This window comes from Tabrizicola sp., from assembly GCF_016792905.1.
In the GTDB taxonomy this organism is placed as follows: domain Bacteria; phylum Pseudomonadota; class Alphaproteobacteria; order Rhodobacterales; family Rhodobacteraceae; genus Tabrizicola.
In genome coordinates, this window is sequence record NZ_JAEULP010000025.1 from 21,269 (window position 1) to 46,363 (window position 25,095).

The 25,095-nt window shown below is 67.4% G+C and carries 26 protein-coding genes; 9 read left to right on the top strand and 17 right to left on the bottom strand.

What is annotated here, in order from left to right; translation table 11 throughout:
- Window position 1 precedes the first annotated feature (1 nt).
- The 7 genes from JNL31_RS04875 (at window position 2) to JNL31_RS04905 (ending at window position 5,368) form a co-directional block, all read left to right on the top strand.
- Complete coding sequence (locus JNL31_RS04875; RefSeq protein ID WP_294970657.1) at window positions 2-979, top strand: AsnC family transcriptional regulator; 978 nt, start codon at window positions 2-4, stop codon at window positions 977-979.
- A complete protein-coding gene (locus tag JNL31_RS04880; RefSeq protein ID WP_294970659.1) occupies window positions 979-1,449 on the top strand; it encodes an AsnC family transcriptional regulator in 471 nt (156 codons plus the stop codon). The genes JNL31_RS04875 and JNL31_RS04880 overlap by 1 nt, the downstream gene beginning before the upstream one ends.
- A complete protein-coding gene (locus tag JNL31_RS04885) occupies window positions 1,446-1,943 on the top strand; it encodes an Lrp/AsnC family transcriptional regulator (protein WP_294970661.1) in 498 nt (165 codons plus the stop codon). The genes JNL31_RS04880 and JNL31_RS04885 overlap by 4 nt, the downstream gene beginning before the upstream one ends.
- Complete coding sequence (nirJ, locus tag JNL31_RS04890) at window positions 1,943-3,151, top strand: heme d1 biosynthesis radical SAM protein NirJ (RefSeq protein WP_294970663.1); 1,209 nt, start codon at window positions 1,943-1,945, stop codon at window positions 3,149-3,151. The genes JNL31_RS04885 and nirJ overlap by 1 nt, the downstream gene beginning before the upstream one ends.
- Window positions 3,126-4,676, top strand: a complete 1,551-nt coding sequence (locus tag JNL31_RS04895) for a nitrite reductase (protein WP_294970665.1) — start codon at window positions 3,126-3,128, stop codon at window positions 4,674-4,676. Before nirJ ends, JNL31_RS04895 begins: the two co-directional genes overlap by 26 nt.
- 49 nt (window positions 4,677-4,725) lie before the next feature.
- On the top strand, window positions 4,726-4,890 hold the full coding sequence (locus JNL31_RS19125; RefSeq protein WP_366928917.1) for a hypothetical protein: 165 nt from the start codon (window positions 4,726-4,728) through the stop codon (window positions 4,888-4,890).
- A gap of 67 nt (window positions 4,891-4,957) precedes the next feature.
- The gene (locus JNL31_RS04905) at window positions 4,958-5,368 is read left to right on the top strand and encodes a c-type cytochrome (RefSeq protein ID WP_294970669.1); all 411 of its coding nucleotides are present in this window, start codon (window positions 4,958-4,960) and stop codon (window positions 5,366-5,368) included.
- 66 nt (window positions 5,369-5,434) lie between these two features.
- Here the strand turns inward: JNL31_RS04905 and JNL31_RS04910 are convergent, their stop codons facing one another.
- From JNL31_RS04910 to JNL31_RS04975, 14 genes are all read right to left on the bottom strand, one after another.
- Window positions 5,435-6,340, bottom strand: a complete 906-nt coding sequence (locus JNL31_RS04910) for a LysR family transcriptional regulator (protein ID WP_294970670.1) — start codon at window positions 6,338-6,340, stop codon at window positions 5,435-5,437.
- Between the two features lie 9 nt (window positions 6,341-6,349).
- Window positions 6,350-7,336: a putative sulfate exporter family transporter gene (locus tag JNL31_RS04915; RefSeq protein WP_294970671.1), complete on the bottom strand. Its 987-nt coding sequence runs from the start codon at window positions 7,334-7,336 to the stop codon at window positions 6,350-6,352.
- A 241-nt stretch (window positions 7,337-7,577) separates the two neighbouring features.
- Window positions 7,578-8,687 carry a Gfo/Idh/MocA family oxidoreductase gene (locus JNL31_RS04920; RefSeq protein WP_294970673.1) on the bottom strand — a complete coding sequence of 370 codons (1,110 nt, stop codon included), beginning with the start codon at window positions 8,685-8,687 and terminating at the stop codon, window positions 7,578-7,580.
- On the bottom strand, window positions 8,684-9,760 hold the full coding sequence (locus tag JNL31_RS04925; RefSeq protein ID WP_294970674.1) for a Gfo/Idh/MocA family oxidoreductase: 1,077 nt from the start codon (window positions 9,758-9,760) through the stop codon (window positions 8,684-8,686). The genes JNL31_RS04920 and JNL31_RS04925 overlap by 4 nt, the downstream gene beginning before the upstream one ends.
- An 11-nt stretch (window positions 9,761-9,771) precedes the next feature.
- Complete coding sequence (locus tag JNL31_RS04930) at window positions 9,772-10,746, bottom strand: ABC transporter permease (protein WP_294970676.1); 975 nt, start codon at window positions 10,744-10,746, stop codon at window positions 9,772-9,774.
- Window positions 10,743-11,702, bottom strand: coding sequence for an ABC transporter permease (locus JNL31_RS04935; RefSeq protein WP_294970678.1), 960 nt, complete (start codon window positions 11,700-11,702; stop codon window positions 10,743-10,745). The genes JNL31_RS04930 and JNL31_RS04935 overlap by 4 nt, the downstream gene beginning before the upstream one ends.
- Before the next feature lie 154 nt (window positions 11,703-11,856).
- A complete protein-coding gene (locus JNL31_RS04940; protein ID WP_294970680.1) occupies window positions 11,857-13,341 on the bottom strand; it encodes a sugar ABC transporter ATP-binding protein in 1,485 nt (494 codons plus the stop codon).
- 75 nt (window positions 13,342-13,416) lie between these two features.
- Entirely contained in the window at window positions 13,417-14,433 is a 1,017-nt protein-coding gene (locus tag JNL31_RS04945; RefSeq protein WP_294970682.1) for a substrate-binding domain-containing protein, read from the bottom strand.
- Between the two features lie 33 nt (window positions 14,434-14,466).
- Entirely contained in the window at window positions 14,467-15,381 is a 915-nt protein-coding gene (locus JNL31_RS04950; protein WP_294970684.1) for a sugar phosphate isomerase/epimerase, read from the bottom strand.
- Between the two features lie 11 nt (window positions 15,382-15,392).
- A complete protein-coding gene (locus JNL31_RS04955; protein WP_294970686.1) occupies window positions 15,393-16,547 on the bottom strand; it encodes a Gfo/Idh/MocA family oxidoreductase in 1,155 nt (384 codons plus the stop codon).
- Complete coding sequence (locus tag JNL31_RS04960) at window positions 16,540-17,265, bottom strand: SDR family NAD(P)-dependent oxidoreductase (protein ID WP_294970688.1); 726 nt, start codon at window positions 17,263-17,265, stop codon at window positions 16,540-16,542. Before JNL31_RS04960 ends, JNL31_RS04955 begins: the two co-directional genes overlap by 8 nt.
- Entirely contained in the window at window positions 17,262-18,164 is a 903-nt protein-coding gene (locus JNL31_RS04965) for a MurR/RpiR family transcriptional regulator (RefSeq protein WP_294970690.1), read from the bottom strand. The genes JNL31_RS04960 and JNL31_RS04965 overlap by 4 nt, the downstream gene beginning before the upstream one ends.
- The gene (locus tag JNL31_RS04970; protein WP_294970692.1) at window positions 18,164-18,940 is read right to left on the bottom strand and encodes an oxidoreductase; all 777 of its coding nucleotides are present in this window, start codon (window positions 18,938-18,940) and stop codon (window positions 18,164-18,166) included. Before JNL31_RS04970 ends, JNL31_RS04965 begins: the two co-directional genes overlap by 1 nt.
- 77 nt (window positions 18,941-19,017) lie before the next feature.
- A complete protein-coding gene (locus JNL31_RS04975) occupies window positions 19,018-20,217 on the bottom strand; it encodes a replication initiation protein (RefSeq protein WP_294970693.1) in 1,200 nt (399 codons plus the stop codon).
- 495 nt (window positions 20,218-20,712) lie between these two features.
- Here JNL31_RS04975 and JNL31_RS04980 point away from each other — a divergent pair, with 495 nt between their 5' ends.
- The gene (locus JNL31_RS04980) at window positions 20,713-22,086 is read left to right on the top strand and encodes an AAA family ATPase (protein WP_294970695.1); all 1,374 of its coding nucleotides are present in this window, start codon (window positions 20,713-20,715) and stop codon (window positions 22,084-22,086) included.
- Window positions 22,087-22,089: 3 nt separating this feature from the next.
- Complete coding sequence (locus tag JNL31_RS04985; protein ID WP_294970696.1) at window positions 22,090-23,172, top strand: ParB/RepB/Spo0J family partition protein; 1,083 nt, start codon at window positions 22,090-22,092, stop codon at window positions 23,170-23,172.
- A 12-nt stretch (window positions 23,173-23,184) separates the two neighbouring features.
- Here JNL31_RS04985 and JNL31_RS04990 read toward each other — a convergent pair whose 3' ends face one another.
- From JNL31_RS04990 to JNL31_RS05000, 3 genes are read right to left on the bottom strand one after another with little or no spacing between them, the layout of a single operon-like run.
- A complete protein-coding gene (locus JNL31_RS04990; RefSeq protein ID WP_294970698.1) occupies window positions 23,185-24,228 on the bottom strand; it encodes a tyrosine-type recombinase/integrase in 1,044 nt (347 codons plus the stop codon).
- Window positions 24,225-24,590, bottom strand: a complete 366-nt coding sequence (locus tag JNL31_RS04995; protein WP_294970699.1) for a type II toxin-antitoxin system RelE/ParE family toxin — start codon at window positions 24,588-24,590, stop codon at window positions 24,225-24,227. The genes JNL31_RS04990 and JNL31_RS04995 overlap by 4 nt, the downstream gene beginning before the upstream one ends.
- The gene (locus JNL31_RS05000; protein WP_294970701.1) at window positions 24,587-24,844 is read right to left on the bottom strand and encodes a type II toxin-antitoxin system ParD family antitoxin; all 258 of its coding nucleotides are present in this window, start codon (window positions 24,842-24,844) and stop codon (window positions 24,587-24,589) included. The genes JNL31_RS04995 and JNL31_RS05000 overlap by 4 nt, the downstream gene beginning before the upstream one ends.
- Between the last annotated feature and the right edge of the window lie 251 nt (window positions 24,845-25,095).

The window sequence follows — 25,095 nt, forward strand, 5'->3', positions numbered from 1 at the left end:
GATGGACCGGATCGACCCCATCGACCTTGCGCTTCTCGACGGGTTCCAGCGGGACTTCCCACTGGTCAGCCACCCCTTCGCGCGGATCGCCGAAAGACTGGGGCTGAGCGAAACGGAAGTGATCGAGCGCCTGTCCCGGATGCAGGCCGCGGGCCGGATTACCCGCGTCGGCGGCACGGTCCGGCCCAACACCGCGGGGGCCTCCACCCTCGCCGCGCTGGCGGTCCCGGAAGACCGGATCGAGGAGGTCGCAGCCCTTGTCGGGGCCGAGTCCGGCGTCAATCATTCCTACCTGCGCGAGGCCGAGTGGAACCTGTGGTTCGTCGCCACCGCACCGGATGCCAACGCGCTTGCCGCGATGCTGGCCCGGATTGAAAATGCAACCGGCCTCCCCCTTCTCGACCTGCGCCTCGTGCGCCCGTTCAACATCGACCTCGGTTTTCCGCTGGCGGGAAGCCCGGTCACGATGCCCGTCGGGCGCGGGGTGGAAACCGCCGTCCTGCGCGCGAATGACCGGCCGCTTCTCGACGCCCTCAGCCGGGGGCTCGACCTTACTCCCCGGCCCTGGGCCGCGCTGGCCCTGCGGCTGGGGCGGGATGAGACCGCCGTCCTCTCGCGTATCGGGGTCCTGCTGGCTGCGGGCATCCTGACCCGGCTGGGCGTCATCGTCCGGCATCGCGCGCTGGGGTTCACCGCCAACGCGATGGTGGTCTGGGATGTGCCCGCAGACCGGACGGAAGCCGCAGGACACGCGCTGGCCACCCTGCCCGGCGTCACGCTCGCCTATGAACGCCGCCCGGTTCCGGGTCTCTGGCCGTATCGCCTGTACTGCATGATCCACGGCCGCTCGCGCCCCGAAGCGCTGGCCGTGCTGGACACCGCCCGCACCCTGCCCCAACTGGCCGGGGTCGAGCACCGCATCCTCTTTTCCACCCGCTGCTTCAAGCAGTCCGGGGCCAGATTGTCGGAGGCCGCCTGATGCGCACCACCCTTCCCCCGGACGCCCTGGACCGGACCGACCGTCTCTTGATCAACCGCCTGCAGGACGGCCTGCCGCTGGTCCATGCCCCCTTTGCCGCCGTCGCCGCCGAGGCGGGCATCCCCGAGACCGAAGTCGTCGACCGCATCACCCATCTGCGCGAGATCGGCGCGATCACCCGCTTCGGCCCCTTCCTTGATGCCGAGGCGATGGGCGGGGCCTTCTGCCTCTGCGCCATGGCGGTGCCGGAGGGCCGCTTCGACGAGGTCATGACTTTGGTCAATGCCCATCCCGAGGTCGCGCATAATTATGAACGCCAGCACAAGCTGAACATGTGGTTCGTCCTGGCCTGCGAACGGCCCGGGCAAATCGCGGAAGCAGCCGAGCGGATCGAGCGGGAGGCGGGGCTGACGGTGCTCCGCTTTCCGAAAATGAAAGAGTTTTTCATAGGCTTTCGGGTAGAGGCATGACCCCCCCTGCGACCCTTGACGCGACCGACCGGCGGATCCTGAAGGCGACGGCTTCCGGCCTGCCGCTGACGCCACATCCGTTCGAGGAAGTCGCGCGCTGGCTGTTCCTGCCGGAGAACGAGGTCATCGCCCGGATGCAGGCGATGCAGGACGACGGCGTGATCCGTCGCGTGGCGCTGGCGCCGAACCACTATGCGCTGGGGATGGCCGCCAACGGGATGAGCGTCTGGGACCTGGACGATGCACGGTCAGAAGCGCTTGGCGCGCAGGTGGGCGCCCTGCCCTTCGTCTCGCATTGCTACCTGCGGCCGCGCGCCCTGCCCGACTGGCCCTACAACCTCTTCGCGATGCTGCATGGCCAGAGCCGCGACGAGGTCGAGGCGAAGCGCCTGGAAGTTGCCGCCCTGCTCGGCCCCGCCTGCCGGACAAACGACATCCTCTATTCCACCCGCATCCTGAAGAAATCGGGCATGCGCCTTGCCGGAGAAGGCTGATGTTCCGCCTGACGCAATACATGCGCGAACTCGTGCATCCGACGCCAGTCCGCCGCCGGTCGGGTCCGGTCAAGCCGGTGGTGATCTGGAACCTGACCCGCACCTGCAACCTGCGCTGTCGGCACTGCTACACCACCAGCGCCGACGTGCCGTTTCCGGGTGAGCTGAGCCATGAGCAGGCGATGGGGGTGCTGGACGACCTTGCGGGCTTCGGCATCCCGGCGCTGATCCTGTCGGGGGGCGAGCCGCTGTCGCGGTTCGACTTCTTCCCCCTTGCCGAGCGGGCGCGGGAGTTGGGGTTCCGGCATCTGTCGCTGTCGACGAACGGCACCAGGGTGGCCGAGCACATCGACCGGCTGGTCGAGCTGGACTTCGACTATGTCGGCATCTCGCTGGACGGGATCGGCCAGATGAACGACTGGTTCCGGGGCGTCGACGGGGCCTATGATGCGGCGCTGGCAGGGGTGCGCGCCTGCAAGGCCAGGGGGGTCAAGGTGGGCCTGCGCTTCACCATCACCGAGGACAACGCCGACATGCTGCCCGCGATGATCGACCTCTGCGATGCGGAAGGGGTGGACAAGTTCTACCTGTCGCACCTCGTCTACGCCGGCCGCGGGAACAAGAACCGGGGCGAGGATACCGCGCGCGCGCGGACGCGGAAGGCGATGGACCAGCTGATCGACCGCGCCTGGGTCGCCGTGGCCGAGGATCAGCCCTTGGAAATCGTGACCGGCAACAACGACGCCGATGCGGTCTGGTTCCTGCGCTGGGTCGAACGCAACTTCCCCTCGCAGCGCGCCGCCCATGTGGCGCAGCACCTCGAGGCCTGGGGCGGCAATTCCAGCGGTCTGGGCGTGGCCAACATCGACCCGCAGGGCAAGGTCCACCCGGATACCTACTGGTCCGACTACACGGTCGGCAGCGTCAAGGACACGCCGTTCAGCACGCTCTGGACCGGGGCCGACCCGATGCTCGCCACCCTGCGCCAGCGCCCCCGCCCGCTGAAAGGCCGCTGCGGCGCCTGCGCCTTCAAGGACATCTGCGGCGGCAACACCCGCATCCGCGCCCTGCAAGTCACGGGCGACCCCTGGGCGGAAGACCCCGCCTGCTACCTGACCAACGCCGAGATCGGGGTGGACGAGGCCGACCGCATCGCAGTCAGCCCCTTCCGGGGAAAGAGCCATGATCCCGAACATCGTTTCCTTTAGGCTGCTGGCGCTTCTCACCACCCCCGCCCTCGCCCAACCCGACGGCGCGACGATCTATGCCGACCTCTGCTCCTCCTGCCACGCGGAGACGCGGCTTGGTGGCAAGGGCCCGGCGCTGATCCCGGAAAGCCTGGGGCGGCTCAAGGGCGAGAAGCTCGCCGCCACCATCGCCGAGGGCCGGGCGATGACGCAGATGCCCGCCTTCAAGGACACGCTGAAACCGGAGGAAATCACCGCTGTCGCCGATTTCATCAGCCAGCCGCTGGTGGCCCCGGTCTGGGGCGAGGCCGAGATCGCCGCCTCGCGCTCGTTGCGCGACGACTACACCCCCGCCGCCGCCCCGGTCTTCAAAGCCGACCCGATGAACATCACCCTCGTGGTCGAAACCGGCGACAGCCACATCTCCGTCCTCGACGGCGATACGTTCGACGTGCTCGACCGCTTCGAGACCCCCTTCGCCGTGCACGGCGGGCCGAAGTTTTCCTCCGACGGGCGCTTCGTCTTCGTCATGTCGCGCGATGGCTGGGTGCAGAAGTATGACATCTGGTCGCTGCACGAAGTGGGCCGGGTCCGCGCGGGCCTCAACAGCCGCAACATCGCGATGAGTTCCGACGGGAAATACCTGGCGGTGGCCAACTACCTGCCGAACACCCTGACCATCCTGAACGCCACCGACCTGACCGTCGCCAAGGTCTTCGACGTCAAGGGCCGCAACGGCGAGGCCTCGCGCGTCTCCGCCGTCTACCAGGCGCCGGAACGCGGCACCTTCGTCCTGGCGCTGAAGGATGTGGCCGAGATCTGGGAGGTCGCCTTCACCGAAGACGGCGGGCCCTATACCGAAGGCTTCGTCCACAACAACGAAAACGGCATGGAAGAGGTGATGGGGGCCGAGAAGGGTCTGTTCGCCCGCCGCCGGATCGAAATCTCGTCCCCGCTCGACGATTTCTTCTTCTCCCCCGACTACCGCGAGCTGATCGGCGCCAACCGCGAGGGCGAGACCGGCGTCGTCGTCAACCTCGACGTCGGGCGCGAAATCGCCAGCCTGCCCCTGCCCGGCATGCCGCACCTGGGGTCGGGAATCAGCTGGGAAAGGAACGGCCACCGCGTCGTCGCCATCCCGCACCTGAACGAGGGCAGAATCAGCGTGATCGACATGGAGGACTGGAGCCTTATAAAGACCATCGAGACCTCCGGCCCCGGCTTCTTCCTGCGCAGCCATGACGGCACGCCCTATCTCTGGGCCGATGTCTTCACCGGAGAGCACAAGGGCGAGATGCACATCATCGACAAGCAGTCGCTGGAGGTGGTCAAGGTGCTGAAGCCGGAACCGGGCAAGACCGTCGCCCATACAGAGTTCACCAAGGACGGCAAGTATGCCCTCGTGTCGATCTGGGAAATGGATGGGGCGGTCATCGTCTACGACGCCGCAACTTTCGTGGAACTGAAGCGCCTGCCGATGGTTAAGCCGTCAGGGAAATACAATGTCTGGAACAAGATCACCTTCGAAGACGGCACCAGCCACTAGGCCCTCCTGGCGGCTGACGGCAATGCTATGGCCTTTTGCCACGGCGGCAGTGGCGATCAACCTGTTCCTTCTCGGGCTGATCGGCCTTTCGGTGGGATTGCCCACAATCGCCCCGTTGACGGCACTCTGGCTTTCGGTTCCTTTGGGCCTGCCCGCAACCTGGCTTGCGGCGCGCTGGGTCGCCGGACTGATCGCCGAGGCCGAGCAAACCTGACCTAAGTCAAGGCCGTGTCGTATCCCTCGTGCCAATGACCCATCCAGCAAACCGGAAAGGAAAGCCCATGTTGACACGATTGCTCCCCCTCGTTGCCCTTGCCCTGGCCACGCCCGCCTTCGCCGCCGACCCGGCCAAGGGCGAGGACAGCTTCAAGAAGTGCAAGTCCTGCCACTCGATCATCGCGCCCGATGGCACCGAAGTGCAGAAGGGTGGCAAGACCGGCCCGAACCTCTGGGGCGTCGTCGGACGGGTCGCCGGCTCGGCCCCCGATTTCAAGTATGGCGAGGGGCTGCTTGAAGTGAACGCCAAGGGCACCGTCTGGGACGAGGCGCAGATTGCCACCTACCTCGCCGATCCGACCGCCTGGGTCGAGGCGGCGAGCGGCGACGCTGCCGCCAAATCGAAGATGAGCTTCAAACTGCCCAAACCGGAGGAAGCTGCCGACATCGCGGCCTATCTCGCCACCCTCAAGTAAGCATCGGGGCCCCTGCCCGACCACGGGCGGGGGCCATCCGACGCACGGCGGCGTCGCCCGGCAGGATCAGGGCGATTCGTCGCGTCCCTGCGCCTGATCGTCCGTGTCCGGCAGCACCAGGTCCAGAAACGCCCGCGCCGCTTCGGTCAGGTGGCGTTCGGGGTGACGGATAAGCCGGAAGGCGCGCAGCGCCGGGCGACTGTCCAGCCGGACAAGGCGGCCCGAGATCAGGTCATCTTCCGCCACCAACCGCGACAGCAGCGTCGCCCCGCCGCCCGCAAGCACCCCGGCACGAACCGCTTCGTTCGAGGGAAACTCCAGCGCGGCCTGTGGCGACAGGCCAAGCTCGGCCATGGCCTCGTCCATCCGCGCCCGTGTGCCCGAGCCCCTTTCCCGCATGATCCACGGCCCCTGTGCCAGTTCGGCCGGGCCGGGCGCCTGCACGGCCCAGGGATGACCCGCCGCGACCACAAGATACAGCTCGTCCCGCCCGATCTCTCGGTCGACCAGATGCGGAACCGGGGCGCCTCCCTCGATGAAACCAAGGTCGGCCTGCAGGCTTTCGACCTCGGCCACGATCTGGTCGGAATTGCCCTGGATCAGGTCAAGCCGGACGCCCGGATAGCGGCGATGGAACTGCACCATCCGGGGCGGCAGCCACCAGCTTGCCAGCGTCTGGCTGGCGGCAAGGGACAGGCTGCCGCGCGCAAGGCTGGCGTGATCGTCCAGCACCCGCTCGGCTGCGGCGGCCCGCGCCAGCACCGCGCGCGCTTCGGGCAGGAAGGCGCGGGCCGCCGCCGTCAGCCGGATCCCGCGCCCGATCCGCTCGAAAAGCCGGGTGCCGTGTCGCGCCTCAAGCGCCGCGATGGCGGCAGAGGTCGCCGATTGCGTCAGGTTCAGCGCCTCGGCGGCGCGGGTGACATGCTCGCGCTCGGCGACGGCCAAGAAGATGCGCAGTTGTTCAAGCGTCATGCGGGCAGGCTAGGCAGCGATCCGCACCAAGGCAAGCGTCAGCCCGGCGATGAACACCGAGGCCAGCGCCCCCAGCGCAAGCGGTCGCAGGCCCCGGGCGGCCAGCCGGCGGACATCGGTCTGCAGGCCCATCGCGGCAAGACCCATGGCCAGAAGGCCCTGCGTCAACGGCACCGAGGCGGCCGTCACCGATGCCGGAACCAGCCCTGACGAGGCGACAAGCACCAAGACCAGAAAGCCCAGGACGAACAGCGGAAACGGCGCGCGGCTCTCCGACCCTTGCGCCCGCGCCATCAGCAGGATCAGTGGCGCCAGCAGCGCGACCCGCGTCAGCTTGGAGATGGTGGCGAAGGCCGCCGCTTCGGGCCCGTGCTGCGCGCCTGCGGCCACGACCTGCGCGACCTCGTGGATCGACGCCCCGGTCCACAGCCCGTAGGCGCGGGGGTCAAGCCCCTGCCCCAGCAAGGGTAAGACCAGCATTGCGGCGGTGCCGAACAGCGTGACGCAGGCAATGGCATAGGCCACGTCCTCGTCGCTCTTGCCGCCGACGGCGTGGGCCGCAAGCACCGCCGAAGCGCCGCAGACCGAAGTGCCGGTGGCGATCAGCCGCGTCAGGTTGGCCGGGACCCCCAAGGCGCGCCCGGCGAGCGTGGTGAAGCCGAAGGTGGCGCAAAGCCCGGTGACGATGATGGCCACGCCGGTCAGCCCCACTTCGGCAATCTGGGACAGCGTCAGTTGCAGGCCAAGCGTCACGATTCCCAGCCGCAGCAGGCGGCGCAGCGCGAACTGCATGCCGGGCAGCGCGGCGGCGGGAAGGCCCAGGGCATTGCGGAGCCCCACGCCGAGGACCACCGCAAGGATCAGCGGGCTGAACATCGACAGCGCCGGAACCAGGCGCAGGGTAAACGCCGCGACGACGATGCCCGCGGTCAGCAGAAGACCGGGTGCAAAGCGGGAAGCCGGGCTCTGGCGCGGCAGCGAAAGGGAAATCGTCATCGGGCGCTCCTGTTGCCCCTGACAGATGCCCCGTTCTCATTTCACCGTCCAACGCAGAATTTCGTTCGGTTTCATCGCCAGTTTCGATGAATTCATCCTTTGGGCGCCAATCCCGAAAGCCGCTCACAGAAAGGCACCAGTTGCACCCACCCTTTCCGCGACTGCCCCCGGAAGCGGCGCGGACTCCCGCAGAGAAAGTTCTTGCCCGGCCCAACTCGTGCCGGGCAGCGCCTGGCCGGGATCACATCGGCAGGCGCATCGCGGTTCCAACCGCAACCTCACGTCCGGTCCGGCGGGATTCGATGGCCGCGAAGGCAAGCGCAAGGCTGCCAAGGTTCTCCGCCGCCCCGTTCGCGGGCTCGGTATCGTCCTCGATGGCCACCAGAAGCGCTCCCATGGCGCCGCGAAACCCGTCGTTGAACCAGGTGCCGGACAGGAGCGGCCGGGCGCGTCCGGCGGCGGTCGTCAGCGTGACATCCTGTCGGCCAAGATCCGGACCATCGCTCATCAGGCTGCCGCGCGTGCCTGCGATGAAGGTGGTGTCGCGTGGCCCGAAGGCTGTCGCCCCGTCAAAGACCAGCGAGGCCTGTCCGCCCTCCATCTGCACCAGCACCTGCGCCAGAAGCGGTGCGGCGGCCATTTGCCCGCTCGCCCTGGCGGCGGTCGCAATGATCGCGTGGGCACGGGCACCCACAATGCTGTGCAGGAAGTCGAACCAGTGGATGCCGAAATCGTAGAGGATCAGATCCTCGATCTTCTCGAACGGCGTTCCCGCAATCCAGCCGTGGTTCCAGTGGATGCTGGCATGGACGCTGATCACCTCGCCGACCACCCCGGCCCGCACCGCCTCGCGCATCCAGGCCAGATGCGGCGCCCAGCGGCCGTTCTGGTTTACCGCCAGCTTCACACCCTGCGCACGGGCCAGATCGACCAGCCTTTGCCCCTCGGCCAGGTCCAGAACGAAGGGTTTCTGCGACAGCACATGCTTGCCCGCCCGCAGCGCCGCCTCGATGATCGGCAGCCGGTCGGCGGGGTGGGGGGTGATGTCGACCACGTCGATGGCGGGGTCGGACAGGACATCCTGCCAGCGGTCGGTGACGCGGGCACCGGGAGCGAACTCGGCAGCCTTGGCTTTGGCCTTCGCCAGAGTCCGGTTGCAGATCGCTGCGACCTCCCAGCCTGCCGTGCGGTAGGCGTCGAGATGCGCGCCGACGATCCCCCCGGCCCCGATGATCCCGATCCGGGGCCGATACTGGCGCGGCATCGGCGGCAGCCAGGGCAGGTCGGGGGCCGGAACCTCGGCCAGCACCGCCGACTTCAGGGCATAGGTGTCGGCGTCGGGTTCGCTCATGGCACAAGCGGCAATGTGCGCTTTTCGCGCGCGGACAGGGCGGCGGTGTCGACGATGCGCTGGCCGGTCAGGCTGACGGCGGGGTCCAGGGGGCCGGTCAGGGGTGCACCGCGCGCGATGCAGCCAAGGACATATTCGATGGCATTGCGCCCCCCCGCCGGCAAGGGGTCCGCCGGGATCGGATGCGGTTCGGGGTTCGCGCGGGTCTGCACGGTGACATGGTCGGCATAGTCCCAGCTGGCGATCGTCCCTTCCGTCCCCACCAGCACGAAGCCGCATTTCGGTTGCGGCTGGATCACCCAGGGATCGGTGAAGGTGCCCCAGCGGGTCTCCATCTTCGACAGGCCCTTCCGGTAGCGGCAAACGACGATGGCGTGCTGGTCGACCTCGATCCCCGGCGTCTCGTCGGTGACGCAGGTGACTTCCAGCGGCGCCTCGCCGTTCCGGTACCAGGTTCCCAGCGTCGCGCCATAGCCGAGGTAGTCGAGCAGGCTGCCGCCGCCGGAGGCGCGCTTGTACCACCAGGAGGTCGGCTTCTGCCGCTCCACCTCCTCGCGCGTGACCTCGATCTTGTCGGCAAGGTGGTAGAGCGGCCCCCGGTTGCCGCCATACGAATGGATCTCGATCACCTCGCCGATCATTCCTTCGTCGACCAGGCGCTTGGCAGTGACATGGCTTTCGACCCAGCGCAGCGGCCAGTTGATCGCGAGATACTTGCCGGTGGGCTTCACCGCCTCGATCATCGCCCGGGCATCGGCGACCGATCCGGCGAAGGGCTTTTCGACGAAGACATGCACGCCGTAGGCCGCGAGGCGTCGGGTGTAGTCGGCATGGTCGGCGGTGGCGGCGCAGAGGATGGCGAGGTCGGGCTGAGTCGCGTCCATGCAGGTGTCGAAGTCGGTGAACACGCGATCTTCGGGGATACCGAAGGTGTCGATGGCGCGTTGCATGGTGCTGCGGTCGGGGTCGAAGATGCCCGCGATCTCGGCGTCGGGGTGGTCCTGCACGCAGCGCAACAGGTCGCCCATATGCATGTGGTCAAAGCTGATGCCGACGATGCGGAACCTTTCCATGAAAACCCCTTTCAGCTGCGGTCGGTCAGACGGATGAAAAGCGCGGTGACGGCAAGGATGATGAGGCCGAACAGGATGCGCCGCCCGCCTTCGGGAATCTGCATCAGGGTCAGCATCGAGGTCAGCACCGTCAGGATCAGCGCCCCGACGATGGTGCCGCCGAAGCCGCCGCGACCGCCGAAGATCGAGGTGCCGCCGATGACGGCTGCGGCGACCGAGGGCAGGTCGAGGGGCAGGGCGAGCGAGAGCGAGGCGGTCTTGATCTGCCCCAGATACAAGAGCCCCGTCACCCCGGCGATCAGGCTCGACAGGGTGTAAAGCGCCAGATGCACCTGCCAGACGCGGACGCCGGACAATCGCGCCGCCGCCTCGTTCGCGCCGATGGCATAAAGGAGCCGCCCGAACCCGCTGCGGCGCTGCGCCCAGATGATCAGCGCGGCAAAGGGCACGAACAGGACCAGGCTGTTCGGCAGGCCGCCGGTCTTGCCGGTGCCGAGCCAGATCAGGAAGTCCGGGATCAGCACCCCGGTCGCGATGACATAGCGCTGGTAGACGAGCAGGCAGCCGGTGGCGATCAGGGCGGTGCCCAGCGTCATGATCAGCGGATGCACCCGGCAGACGGCGATGCCGAAGCCGTTCACCAGCCCGATGACCACGGCGGCGGCAAGCGCGATGGCAATGGCAGGGGGCACGCCGATCATCGGCGCCAGGGTGGCGGTCAGGTAGGCGGCGATGGTGGCGACGGTGCCGACGGAAAGGTCGATGCCGCCGGTGAGCATGGTCAGCGTCTGGCAGGCGGCGAGCATGGCCAGCGGGATGGCGATCTTGATCGTGTTCCCCGCCCAGAACATGCTGAGGACGCCGGGGTTGAGGATCGCAAGCACGGCGACCAGCAGGATCAGGAGGCCGATCAGCGGCAGGAGCGGCTGGTCGATCATCAGGCGGCCAAGGCGGTTCAGCGGGGTGGGGGTGTCGGTCATCGTCATGTGCGTCTTCCCCGGGTGGCGAGAACCGCGCCGAACATCACCACGGCGACCATGATCGACCCCTCGATGATCGCGGCGACGTTGGGGTCGACGGAAAGGAGGGTCAGGTCCATCCGCACGGTGCGCAGGATCAGGACGGCGAGGATCGGGCCAAGAAGGCCACCCCTGCCGCCGCCCAGCACGACGCCGCCCAGCACCACGGCGGCGACCGAGGCGAGGAGGTAGGGGCCGGGAATAGGCTCGCCGATGCCGGTGCCCATGGTGACGCTCAGGCCCCCGAGCGCGGCGAAAAGGCCGCAGAGCGCGTAGGCGGCGATCCGGGTCTGGCCGACGGGAACACCGGACCGGAAGGCGGCAAGGGCGTCGGAGCCGATGGCGTAGAGGCGCAGGCCGAGTTTGGAGCGGCGGATCGGCAGCCAGATCGCGGCGGTGACCACCGCAAGGAAGACGATCCCGCGCGGCAGCCAGTCAAGGCCCGGCAAGGGCAGGCCGCCCGCCGCGATGCTGCGGAGCCAGGGCGCGGCGCCGCCTCCCGGCGCGTTCAGGATCAGAAGGGCGACACCCTGCCAGACGAAGAGCATGGCAAGCGTGACGACGATGTCCGGCACCTTGGAAACCACGATCAGCAAGCCGTTGATCGCCCCCATCGCAAGTCCGAGGAGGAGGACACACAGAACGATAACCACGGATTGCAAATCCGTGGCGCCCTGCATCAGGACCGCCCCGGTCACGCTCGCCACCGCCATCATCGCGGCGATGGAAAGGTCGATGCCCCCGGCAATGACGACGATGGCCATGCCGACGGTCGCAAGCGCAAAGGGCAGCGCGGCGCGGGCGAGGCTGTCGAGGCCCGAGGCGCCGAAGCCGGGCTGGATCAGCTTGGTGGCAAGGAGGAGGAGGGCCAGTAGGACGGCAAGGCCCAGTGTCCAGCTGTTCGCTTCGATCCAGCGCTTCATGGGTGGACTCCCGGCAGGCTGCCCCTCTCTCCACGAGGAGGAGAGGGGGCTTCTTGCCCAGTCCGGGCGCCAACCCATGATCCCGAAGCGCTTCCCTCCCCCCCTGTGGGGGAGGGAGAGGGTGGGGGGGCGATGGACGGGAAGACAGGACGCGTCATGCCGGGGCCTTTTCGGTCAGGCCATAGGCCGCCCGCATCAGGGTCTGCTCATCGGCATCCTTCGCGTCGATCACATCCACCACGCGACCGTTGAAGATGACCACGGCCCGGTCGCAGGCGAGGCGAATCTCCGCGAGTTCAGACGTATAGTAAAGGATCGCCGCGCCCTGATCGGCCAGATCCCGGACAAGGGCATAGATCTGCCGCTTGGTGCGGATGTCGATGCCGCGCGTCGGATCGAAGAGGAGGAGCGTCTGCACCCCCTTGGCGATCCAGCGGGCAATGGTGACTTTCTGCTGGTTGCCGCCGGAGAGCCTGCGCACCTCCCCCTGGGCGCGGGTGTCGATCTGGAGGGTCTCGATGGCCGACGTCACTTTCGCCGCCTCGTCAGCCATGCGGATCGCGCCCCAGTTGCGAAAGCGGGCGAGCAGCGGCACGGCGATGTTTTCCCTGACCGAGCGGGACATGAACAGCGCGTGGGCGCGGTCGCCCGGCACCAGGGTCAGCCCGGCGGCGATGGCGTCGGCCGGGTGGGTGAAGGTCTGCGCGGCTCCGTCCACCTCGACCGTCCCGGCGCTCGCCTTGCGCTGTCCGGCGAGGGTGTCGAACAGCTCGTCCTGTCCCTGGCCCTCAAGGGCGACGACGCCCAGAACCTCGCCCTTGTGCAGATCGAAGGACACATCGGTCAGCCTTGTGCCGGTCTTCAGGTTGCGGACGCTTAGGCGTGGCGTTTCCGTCGAAGCCGCGCCAGCAGGCCGCGTTTCGGTCATCGCCGCGGCGACGGCGCCGCCGAGCATCATTTCGACGATGCGCTCCTCGATCCCCGGTTCGATGGCGACATCGCCCACCGTCAACCCGTCACGCAGGACAGTCGCCCGATCGCAGATCGCGGCGATTTCGGTGAAGCGGTGGGAGATATAGATGACCGACCGCCCGGCATCGGCCTGCGCGCGGACGGTCCTCAGCACGCGCTCGACAAGGTCGGTCGGCAGGGCGGCGGTCAGTTCGTCCAGCAGCAGGACATCGGGCTCGATGGCCAGCGCGCGGGCAAGGTCAACGATGCGCAGCGACGCCAGCGGCAGCGACCGGATCATCGCCTCTGGGTCAAGGTCGGGCAGCCCCAGCTCGGCCACCCAATGCCGGAACGGCTCCAGCGCCGTGTCGCCAAGCCGCAGGTTGTCGGCGACGGACAGGTCGGGGATCAGCGAGGGTTCCTGGTAGACCGGCACCAGCCCCCATTTCCGCGCCCCCGCCGGGTTGGTGACAGTGCTTTCCCGGCCCCTGATCCTGACATGGCCGGAATCGGGTTTCAGGACGCCGGTCAGGATCTTGACGAAGGTGGATTTCCCGGCGCCGTTCGCGCCCATCAGCGCCACGACCTGCCCCGGCCCCACCTGAAGCGAGGCGTTCTTCAACGCCTGGACCGCGCCGAAGCGCTTGGCGACACCCGTGGCGTCAAGAACGGCGGCAGTCTCCGGCATGGCGGGCTTTCGGTCAGGAAAAGGCGGCCCCCGGGGTCGGTCCCCCGGGGGCCGGATCGGATCAGCCGGGCAGGCTTATTCGCCCGGGCCCTTGCAGGCGATGATCTGGTCCATCGTGTAGGTGGTCCAGCCGGGGATCGAGACCGAGACCGGCCATTCGGGCGACAGGTTCGGGTTCGCCGCCGCCGCCAGCTTGGCCTTGCCTTCCTCGCTCACGTTGTCCCAAAGCTCCGGGTTCACCAGCACGGTCTTCTCGGCCGGCATCTTGCCGTCAAGGATCTGGATCGCCAGCGCCACGCCCGCACCGCCGACCGAGCCGGGGTTGGTGACGGCCGCACCCTGCAGGCCTTCGACCGACGACAGCTGCCCGACAAAGCCCGCGTTGTCGGCACCCACCACCGGCACCAGCGGCGCGCCCGATTCCACCAGCGCGTCGACGATCACGTTGTCGATTCCGCTCGTCCAGATGCCCTGGAACGGCACGCCTGCGGCAATGATGTCGTTGATCTGCTGCTTGCCCTGGTCCTGCTGCCAGCCGGTAAAGACTTCCTGCGCCACGGTGATGTCGGGGAATTCCGCCATCGCCTTCTTGAAGCCCACGTCGCGGTCGTTGTCGGCACCTGCGCCCGCCGCGCCGCGCATGTAGACCACTGCGCCCTTGCCGCCCATCTGGGTGAACAGCCATTTGGCGCCCAGATAGGCATATTCGGTCTGGTTGTTCGACAGGATATAGGCCGAAGGTTCGGTCACGGCCTGGTCGACGGCGACGACGACGATGCCCTTGTCGGTCGCTTCCTTGATCGCCGCGTTGATGCCGTCGGCGTTGGCCGGGTTGACGACGATGGCCTGCACCCCGGCCTGGATCAGGTTGCGGATGTCTTCCAGCTGGCCCGCCGCATCGGTGTTGCGATGCGCGATGTTCAGGCTTTCGACCTTGCCCGAGGCCAGCGCCTCGGCCTTCATCGCGCAGACCATCTCCTCGCGCCAGCCGTTGCCCTGCACGGTGTTCGAGATGCCGATCTTGTAGCCTTCCGCCGAGGCCATCCCGGCCAGGCCCATGGCCATGGCGGTTCCAAGAAGCAGTCTTTTCATCGTGATCCTCCCAGATCGTTGGTTATCGTTGGTCTACTTGACGTAAGGGCGCAGGACATCCCGCGCCAGGGCGAAGCCGCGTTTGATCTTGTCGTCGCTGCCTTCGAAATTGCGGTCCTCGTGTTCGATGATGATGGGGCCATCGTAGCCCGCGCGATAGAGGGTGGCGAAGAAATCTTGCCAGTCAACCTCGCCGAGGCCGGGCATCCGGGGAATCTGCCAGCCGATCCCCGCGGAAAGGATACCGTGGTCGTAAAGCCCGTCGCGGTCGATCATCAGGTCCTTGGCATGGACATGCACCATGCGGCCCCCGAATTCCCGGACGAAACGATTGGCGTCGATCATCTGCCAGACAAGGTGCGAAGGGTCGTAGTTCATGCCGACGGCATCGCCCCAGGTCTCGAAGATCCGCCGCCAGATGCGCGGGGCATAGGCGATGTTGTGCCCGCCCGGCCATTCGTCGTGGGAAAAGATCATCGGGCAGTTCTCGAAGGCCAGCGTCACGCCGGTGTCGCGCGCATGGGCGACGATGGGGGCGAAGATCTCGGTCGCGCGGGTCCAGTTCTGGTCGACCGTCAGCGCCCGGTCGCCGCCGACGAAGGTGTTGACGACCCCGACGCCCATCATCCCGGCGGCGGAGATGACTTTCTTCAGATGGCCGATGACGGCCTCGCGGTGGCTGGCCTCGGCGTGGAGCGGGTTGGGGTAGTAGCCGAGGCCCGACACTGTCAGCCCCCTGCCCTTCAGCATCCCCATGATTTCGGAACCCCTGGCAGGCGTCATCTCCTCGATGGGCAGATGCGCGGTCCCGGCATAGCGGCGCTTCTCGCCACCAGCCTGTGGCCAGCAGGCGATTTCCAGCGCCTCGAAACCTGCACCGACGGCATAGTCGGCGACCTGCTCCAGCAGAGTGTCCGGGAACGGGGCGGTGAGGATGCCAAGCTTCATCTGAATGTTCCTTACCCTTTCGCCACGTCGACCCAGGCCCCGCGCGCTGCACTGGCAAGAACGGCGTCACAGAACAGCATCTCATAGTGTCCGTCGTCGAAGCTGGCCCAGGTCGACTCGGGCCCCCGACCGCCACGGGCAACGTCACGATAGACCTGGGTGAAGAAGGCGGCCCAGGTGTCGGCAAAGCCTTCCGGGTGGCCGCCGGGCATGAACGCCGCCGCCGCGCCGGTCGGGTTCATCAACGAGGGGTCACGAAGCAGGATCTGGTTCGGCGCCTCGCGGTGGCCGATCCAGAGGTCCTCGGGATGTTCGGCAGACCATGCCGCCGAGGCTTTCGAACCCGAAATGTCCCATGACAGAAGCCCCCGGCGGCCATGGCTGACCTGGCTGGTCGACATCATCCCCCGCCCGCCATTGCCGTAGCGGAGGAGGATGGTCGCAGCGTCGTCGGTCTCGATCTTCCGCGTCTCGGTCGCACCCTTGGACGTGGTGAAAGTCTCCACCGGCCCCAGCGGCTTCTGCCGTTCGGGGATGAAGGTGGCCAGTTCGGCGATCACCGACACCGGCTTTTGCCCGGTGATGAAATTGGTCAGGTCCACCCAATGCGTGCCGATATCGCTGACCGACCGCAGCGGGCCACCCTCCTCCGCCTCCAGCCGCCAGTTCCAGTCGGTGTCCTTGGCCAGCCAGTCCTGATGGAAATGCCCGGTGATCAGGCGCAGGTCGCCCAGGTCGCCCGCCCGCATCATGCCGTGGGCGTGCTGGTTCAGCGGATAGAACCGGGTGTTGTAGCAGACCGCCGCCACCTTGCCCGAGGCCTTGGCCATCGCCAGCATCTCCGCCGACTGGGCCGAGGTCATCGCCAGCGGCTTTTCGCAGATGACATGCTTGCCCGCCGAAAGGATCGCCTTGACCTGCCCGTAATGCGCGACGTTGGGCGAGGTGACATGCACCACCTGGACGCCCGGGTCGGCCAGAAGTTCGTCCAGCGAGCCATAAGCCTTTGCCACGCCAAGCGCCCGCGCCCGGTCCGCCCCCCGTGCGGCGCTGGAGCCGAGGACGCCGACGATGGGAATCCCCAGCCGCCGCAGGGTGGTCAGGTGAACCGAGCCGATGAAGCCAGTCCCGATGACAGCGGCACCGATGGTGGAAAGCTCAGGCAACGGAATACCCCCCGTCGATGGCAAGGCAGGTGCCGGTCATGAATCCGGCGGCCTGGGATGCAAGGAAGAGGACCGGCCCGGCAATATCCTCGGGCTGGCCCCAGCGACCCATCGGCGTGCGGAGGTTGACCGCCGCGACATGGGCCGGATCGGTGCGGCTGCGGGCGGATTGCTGGGTGACGATGAAGCCGGGGGCGACCGCATTCACGCGGATGCCGTCCCCGGCCCAGGCAATCGCCAGCGACTTGGTCAGCTGCACCACGGCGGCCTTCGAGGCGCCATAGGCCGGGTTCCGCGGGCTGCCGAACATCGCATACATCGAGGCGATGTTGATCAGCGCCCCCTTCGCCGCCTTCAGCTGGGCGTGGAAGGCCTCGGCCATGCGGAAGGTGCCGTGCAGGTTCACGTTGACGACATGGGCGAAGAAGTCGGGCGCCATCTCCTCGCCCCGCGCGGTGATCGCGGCGCAGTTGACCAGCACATCCACCTTACCCTTCCGCGCGGCGAAGTCCCGCACCGCCGCCCCATCCGTCACGTCAAGCTGGCTATAGCCGAAGCGCCCCGCATCCTGGGGCGCGGGTTCCGGCTCGGCCCCGGTGATCTCTACCCCTGCCCCCGCGTCCTGAAACGCCCGCGCGATCGCCGCCCCGATTCCCGCACGGCTGGCGCCGACCACCACGACATCCGCGCCCGCAAAGTCGAACCGGCTGTGCATCATGACGTCCTCCCCCGGCCATCCTTGGCTATCGCCCGAGTCGATGCAACGAAATTTTCATTTTCCAGATTTTGAGCGATTCCAACCGAGCCGAGCCGCCGCCCCAGCCCGACGATCATCGCCTGCGCCACCACCATCGCGGGCACCTGGCTGCGGAAATGCCCGAGCCTGGCCTCGTTGACATAAAGCACATGGGTCGCGAGCCCCGCCACCGGGCTGAGCGCGTTGTCGGTGATCACCAGCACCCGGTTGCCCTTCGCGGCGGCCAGCTTCACCACCTCCACCGTCTCCGGCGTGTAATCGTCGAAGGTCATCGCCAGAAGCGTATCCCCCGGCCCCATCGCCGCGACCTGCATGCCCCGCATCGCGCCCAGATTGTCGATCAGCTGCGCCCGCCGCCCGATGCTTCCCAGGCCATAGACCGTATAGGCCCCCAGCCCGAAGGCCCCCCGCGCCGCCGCGACATGGACCACGTCGGTAGCCGCCAACACCTCGACGCAAGCGGCAAGCTGGTCGCGATCCAGCGCCTCCTGGATCCGCAACAGCGATTGCACCGCCGCCTGCACGAAACTGCCGAACACTGCGCCCGGCTGGTCCAGATCGCTGTCGCCGATCCCCGACACCCGCTCGGCATAGGGCAGGCGCGGCCCCAATAATCGCTCGCGGAACACCAGTTGCAGCTCGGCAAAGCCCTGGAACCCCAGCTCCTTGGCGAAGCGGGTGATCGTCGCCGGCGGCACCGCCGCCAAGTCGGCCAGCCGGACCAGCGTCGACACCGCCACTTCCTCGGGATGGTTCAGGAAGAACTGCGCCACCTGTGCCAGACGTTTCGACAGGGTGCCGGACCGGGCCACCAGCGCCGCGCGCAACGCCTCGAAATCGCGGGGGGCGGGGTCCTCCATCAGATCGCCCCCGCCACTTTCTGCTCCAGGTCGATCACCGCCCCGCTCATCGGCACCGAGGCGTCGGACAGCAGGAACACTGCCAGCCGCGCGCATTCCTCGGCCGTGACCAGCCGACCCAGCGGCAGCCCCTCCGCCGCCTCCGCCTCCCAACCCGGCCCCCGGCCCATGACCTCGGCCTGCATCCGCCGCTCCGCCGCGGTCGCGACCCAGCCGAGGTTGATCCCGTTCACCCGGATGCGGTCCGCCATGTGGGCATGCGCCGCATTCTTCGTCAGCGTGACCATCGCGCCCTTGGTCGCCGCGTAGATCGCCAGTTCCGGGATGCCGCAATGGGCGTTCATCGACAGGATGTTGACGATGGTCCCCCCTGCCCCGCGCGCCCGCATGTCGGCAATGGCCGCCTGCATCAGCAGGAACCCAGCCCGGGCATTGACGGCGAAGAGCTGGTCCCAGACCGCGGCCGTCCCGGTCTCGAACGACCCCCGCGTCGTCAGCCCCGCCGCGTTCACCAGCCCGTCGATGCGGCCGAACCGCTCCCGCGCCGCCGCGGCCACGGTTGCCGCAGCCGCCGTATCGCCCAGGTCGGCCACCACCAGCTGCACCGCGCGGCCCGACCCCAGCGCACCCGCAACCCGCTCCAGGCCCCCGGCATCCCGGTCGGTCAGCACCAGCCCGCCGACGCCCTCGGCCGCGAGGCCCCGCGCGATCGCCGCCCCGATCCCGCTCGCCGCGCCGGTGACGATCACCGCCTGCCGCTCAAGCCCAAGCTCCATTCGCCGACTCCCACGCCTGCCCCGCACAGTGCCGACAGGACAGGCCGCAGGGAAGGCCCCATTTTCGCACCCTGCCGTCAGGGGGCCTCGCCCTCGTCCGCCGCGGCATCGAACAGCCCGGGGTGGATGTCCTCCCAGAACGCCCGGATCGCCTCGGCGTTCAAGGGGCTCATCCAGCCGAAGCGCTCGAAGTCGCCGCGTGCCGCGCCCTCCAGCCGCGACAGGAACAGCCGCCGGTCCGCGTCGCGCTGCGTCGGCGTGCGCCGGGCCACCACCTCCTGGATCCGCCGCAGCCGTTCGGCCCTTGCCTGGATCTCGGGCGTCGCCGCCGGGGTGGGTTTGGCCGGCCCGGCCGGGTCTTTCCGCAGCGCCGCCGTCAGGTAGCCCACCGGGTTGCGCACCTCCCCCTGCCCTTCCACATAGTCAAGCTTCGCCACCAACAGCGCCTCGCCATGTTCGGCGATCCACTGGCGCGCCAGCCGGTCCGAGGCGCCAAGCCCCTTCAGCCGCTCGTAGACCGGCGACCTGCGCACCCCCTCGCCATCGTCGAGGTCAAGGATTGCAAGCTGCGGGTTCTCGCGGATCAGGAAGCGGATATCCGTCACTGCCCGGCCCATCTTGCGCGTCTCCGGCGTCACGATGATGTTCGACGACCGGTTCACCTCCTCGACCGCCGGCTTGATGATCTTCGCGTTCAGCTGCTTGAACACCTCGTAATAGGCGCTGTCCCCGACCCCCATCAGCCGCCGGAACAGCTCGATCGGCCACCAGCCGGTGCTGCCGGTGCGCACGAAACGGTAGCAGTTCTCGTACAGGGCCAGCGCATGGCCGCTGGTGAAGCGGCGCTGGATGTTCATGTTGATCAGCGCAAAGACCTTCGGATCATGCAGCTTTTGCGCGAGGGCCGGGGAATAGCCGTATTCGCAGATGCCGCCCTTCAGCTTGGCATAGGCCAGAAGGCTCGACACCCCCCATTCCTGGCGCCCCTCCCCGTCCAGCATGTCCCATTCGGCAACGGTCTCGGCCAGCCCGCGCAAAGCCGCCTTCAGCGTGTCGGTGTCGTTGCTGTTGTAGCCGATCATCAGGCACAGCGTCCGCGCATCGATCCGGTGCACGCCTTGCGTCGTCAGCGTGTCATAGGCGTTCAGAAGAAGCACGTTCGACAGGCGCCGCTGCAGAAGCGTCAGCTTGCCCGAGACATGGATCGCCGCGACATGCTTCTTCACCGCTGCCCGCCGCAGGGCGCCCGTCAACTGGTCGCGCGGAATGTCGTCCATCGCCTCTCCTGCTCCGGGCCCTTGCCGGGCCTCTCGCCGGTAGTCTAGCCTGAAAGGTACCCTTCGGCAACGGTGTGGTGGGAACCATAATCCGGGGCAGGACTGTCGGACGAAAGGTACCCGTTTCCGGGAGCCCCGATCCCGGCCCCTGCCCTCCCCCGCCGGAAAACGGCTCTATTCCGGCTGAATTTGCGAATCACCCGGCACCTTCCCGCGAATCGGCACGCCTGATCCCGTATCCTGGTACCTTTTGTCCCGGATGCGGGCACCTATCCTCCCGTCGCCGGGTGCCGAGAGTTCCGCAATCGTTTGATTTACAAATGGTTTTTCTGTCGGAAAGATCTTAAAGCTTCTAAGAATCCCGAAACAGCGCCCCTGCCTTGACCAGATATTGTGGTCTTGGGGCAGGATTTGCCCAATTCGATTCCCTTTTCTCCCGAGATGTGCGAGACATCGGTGCATATCACGCGAACCAACGCACATCCGGGTTCCTGCATGGCAAACTCCAACGACCTCCCCCCCTATTTCGGCATCGATCCCGAAGCTGCCGCCAGCCGTCTGGCGCAGCCTATAGATACCACGCGATTCGCCAAGGCCGCTGCCTTCGCGGCCCGCGGACGGGATGACCTCGCCCGCCGCGGCTATGCGCCCGATGGGCAGAAGCGCCTGCGCAAGTTCTCCACCTGGGAGGTCTGCCGTTACCTGATCCCGGTCAATCCCGCGCATCTGCGCCGGGTGCTGAAGCAGAACCCCGACCTTCCGCAGGGCTCGGGCGAAAGCGGTGCCAAATGGTTCACGCTGGAAGAGGTCCTGGCCCTGCGCGACCATTTCGCCACCGAAGGCGCGGGCTGGCGCGAGTACAAGGCCTGGCGCCCCGAAGGCCTGCCGGCCAAGGTGGTCGCGGTGGCGAACTTCAAGGGCGGCGTCGGCAAGACCTCAACCGCCGCCCATCTGGCGATGTCGGCCGCGCTCGACGGCTACCGGGTGCTGGTGATCGACCTCGACAGCCAGGGTTCGATGACCTCGATCATGGGCGGCAAGGTGGCCGACGAATGGCAGACCGTCTTCCCCCTCCTCGCCCGCGACTATGCGATGCATGTCCAGGCCGAGAATGCCGTGCGGGTGGCGGCCGGTCAGGGCGAACTCCCGCTTGACGAAACGTTAACCGAGGCGTTGCAGGTTTCGCCGCGAAACCTCGTGCAGAAGACGCATTGGCCCAACATCGACCTGATCGGCGCGCAGCTCAATCTCTACTGGGCGGAATTCCAGGTCCCGGTCTGGCGGATGCAGCTGCGCAACTGGCCGCTCTGGGACAGCCTGGGGGGGGCGCTGACCGAAACCGGGATCGTGAACGACTATGACATCATCCTGCTCGATACCCCGCCAGCCCTGGGCTATCTCACCATCAACGCGCTGTCCGCGGCCGATATCCTTCTGGTGCCGCTTGGTGCCTCCTTCCTGGAATTCGACAGCACGGGCCGGTTCTTCGACATGATCTATTCGACCTTCGCCTCGATCGAAGAGGGCGAGAACCGCACCCGACGCGCACAGGGCCTGCCTGAAATGCGTTTCGAATGGGACGCGGTCCGCGCGCTGATCACCCGCTTCGACGCGGCGCAACAGACGGACCTTGCGAATGTGATCCAGGCCTATTTCGGTGATTTCATGACCACCTACCGCCAGGAAGTCACCGCGATGGTGGGCCAGGCGGGCGAGCAGGTTTCCGGCATCTACGAAACCGATTACCGCGACTTCAACCGCGATACCTATGTCCGGGGGCGCGAGACCTTTGACCGGACCTGGGCCGAGGTGAAGCAGGTCATCCTGGGTGCCTGGTGGCGCGATCTGAAACTGATGGAAAAGGGCTAGACCATGGCCAAGCGCAAGACCCTTGTCGCTCCCTCGTCGGAAGACCTCTCGCGGCTCGAGGACGAGTTTCGCCGCGAAACCTCGGGACGGCCACCGCTCGCCGCGCCGATCGCCCATGTCGCGGCCGAGACCGCCGCCGCGCTTGATCCGCGCCCCGCCGCCGACCGCGCCGTCGAGGCCCGGGACAGGGCCGATGCCCTGCGCCTGCGCAGCGCCGAAGAGCGCGGGCTGGTGATCCGCGAGATTCCGCTGGAACTGATAGACGCCGACGCGCTGGTGCGTGACCGCATGGTGCTGGATGCCGACGAGCTGATGGAGTTGCAGACCTCGATCGCCGCGCATGGCCTCCGCCTGCCGATCGAGGTTTTTGAAACCGTCGGGACAGGGCAGGGCACCCCGACCTATGGTCTCCTGTCCGGATACCGTCGCCTGCGCGCCGTGCAGAACCTGCGCGGGCTCAGTGGGCAGGCGAAATATGCGACGATCAAGGCCATGGTGCGCGATCCGGCCTCACTCGGGGGTCCCTTCGCCGCCATGGTCGAGGAAAACGAGATCCGCTCCAGCCTTTCGCATTTCGAGCGCGGCCGCATCGCGGTGATCGCGGCGCAGCAGGGGGTGTTTCCGAATGTCGAGGCGGCCGTTGACGGGCTGTTTTCCCAGGCTTCCAAGGCCAAGCGGTCCAAGATCCGCTCCTTCGCGCTGATCTTCGAGGAACTGGGCGACATGCTGTCCTTCCCGGATGCCTTGCGCGAAAAGGATGGGCTCCGCCTGGCGGCAGCACTGCGCGAGGGGGCCGAGGCCCGGTTGCGGGACGGCCTGGCCGAGAATGCGCCCGAGACACCGGCGGATGAACTGGACCGCCTCATGGGTATTCTTGACCGGCTTGAACCTGCGCCGCAGCGGCCTGAACGGGGTGGGCGACCGACGGGGCCGCGCGGGCGCAGTACCGCGTTGGCGAGCGGCGTGCGTTTGTCCTCGGGCCATGACGGACAGCACTGGTTCATCCGGATCGAGGGAAAGCGGGTGGACGCAGTCCTGGTCGATGACCTGTTGCGCGAACTGGAGCGTCTTCTCGGCAGGGCCTAGGGGTGGGTCGCTTCAGTCGCCCAGCAGGTCGGTGGCCGGGTTCGCGGTGATTTCGACATCGGCGTAGTACTTCTGGGCCTGCACGGCGGAGCGGTGCAGGCTCAGCTTCATGGCTGCCGCCAGTGGCGCGCCGTCCAGAGCGGCCTGGGTCAGGAATCCGGCGCGCAGGCCATGCGGTGTCGCAAAATCTTCCGGCATGCCTGCCAGTTGAAGTCGATGGCGCAGAATGGTGCGCAGCGCGTCGGAGGCGAGACGACGGGGCAGGGGACGGTCCGAGGTGCTGACGGGCCGGAAGAGGGGGCCTCCGGTCAACGCTGTCACCTCCAGCCAGTGCACCACCGCGCGCGCCGCGCGACCCTTCAGGGGCAGGCGCGGGGCCTGCTCCTTCCGCGTTGTCTTGGTCTCCAGAAGCCGGATCCAGAGCACCCCCTTGGCGTCGAAGTCGTCGCGCCCGATGTCCTCGACGTTCAGCGCCGTCACCTCCGAGCGCCGCCGTCCGCCCGAGGCGAAGGCCAGCATCAGCATGGCGCGGTCCCGTATCCCGCGATGGCTGTCGTCGCAGGTGGCGAGCAGGGATTCGAGGATGTCACGGGTGATCGGCTTTGGCGACTTTGGCGCCCGTGGTCGGGCGTTGGCGCGACGGGCCTTCTGGCGGGCCTGTTGCACGAGCGGGGCGGCGAACGGCGAGGTAAGGTTCCGCATACGATGAAAGGCCTGCCAGCTGGCGATCCGGCGGTCGAGAGTGGCCGGGGCAGGGCAGGTGAGGGCGACGCGGAGGCCGAGGACGATGAGTTCGAGCGCGGTATCCCGGGCGGGGCCATGCCTGTCGGTCAGATCCTGGGCATGGTCCAGGATGAAGCGAAGTGCCACCTTCTCGTCCTCGGGCCAGGCCAAGGGCTGGCCGAAGGCGGCCATCTTCCAGGCCGCTACATAGGCCAGATCCCTTTCCCAGGCGCGCAGCGTGTTGGGCGGCGTGCCGCGCCGGTAGAGATCGGTCAGGGCGGCCTCGTCGGCATCCGACAACTGGGCATAGGAAGGCAAGGCGAGGGTGGTCATGGCCGGGTCTTGCCCAGAAGCCGCACCAGCATATGGCGCTGGTGGTCCTGCCCACCGAAGAACACGGCCAGAACCCGAACCTGCCGCGTGGTGGCGTCGGCGATGAACCAGTAGACCGCACCGTCCAGCGCCAGGTGCCGAAGGCCCGGCATCAGTTCCGCATGCGCCTCGCCCCGGAAAGGGGCCGCTGCCAGACGCTCGGCGGTGGTGATGATTGCGTCCATCCGCGCCCCGGCGTGGCGCACCGCTTCGGCTGGAGTTTCTCCAAACTCCCGATAGGCGCGGGTCAGGTGGGTTTCGATCAGGGCCAGGTCGTCGACCGCACCCGCAGCGAAGACGACGGTCCAGTCAATCTCGGTCATTCCCGGGTGGCAGGGCGGCGATGTGCAAGCTGTGCGCGCAGGGCATCCCCGGACACGAAGGCGCCATTGGCGCGATCGGTCAGCAGCGCCAGAAGGGCAGCGCGATCAGCCCGCGCATCGGCGTCCTGCTGGCGCAGGAGATCGAGCCCTTGCTGGACGACAGCGCTGACCGAGGGAAATCGACCACCATCGACGAGGCTTTTTGCGAAGGCGTGTTGGTCATCGCGCAGGGAGATGGAGCTTTTGATCGTCATGGCATCCTCCGTCGAAGTAGTATGACCAGGTAGCACCATTCTGGCAAGTAACAGGCTGGGCCACGTTGGGTTTCGCCAAGAGACTATCGCCAGATCCCCTTTGGTTCAACAGTCATGATAAGGCAAACTTATCATGTGTGACGGATCCCAGACCAATCCGCTTCAGTAACGCGCAAAAATGTGACATATTGCGCGTATGAAGAGACCCGAGCCAGTCCTGCCAGACGATGACGCCGGACTGCCCGGCCCCT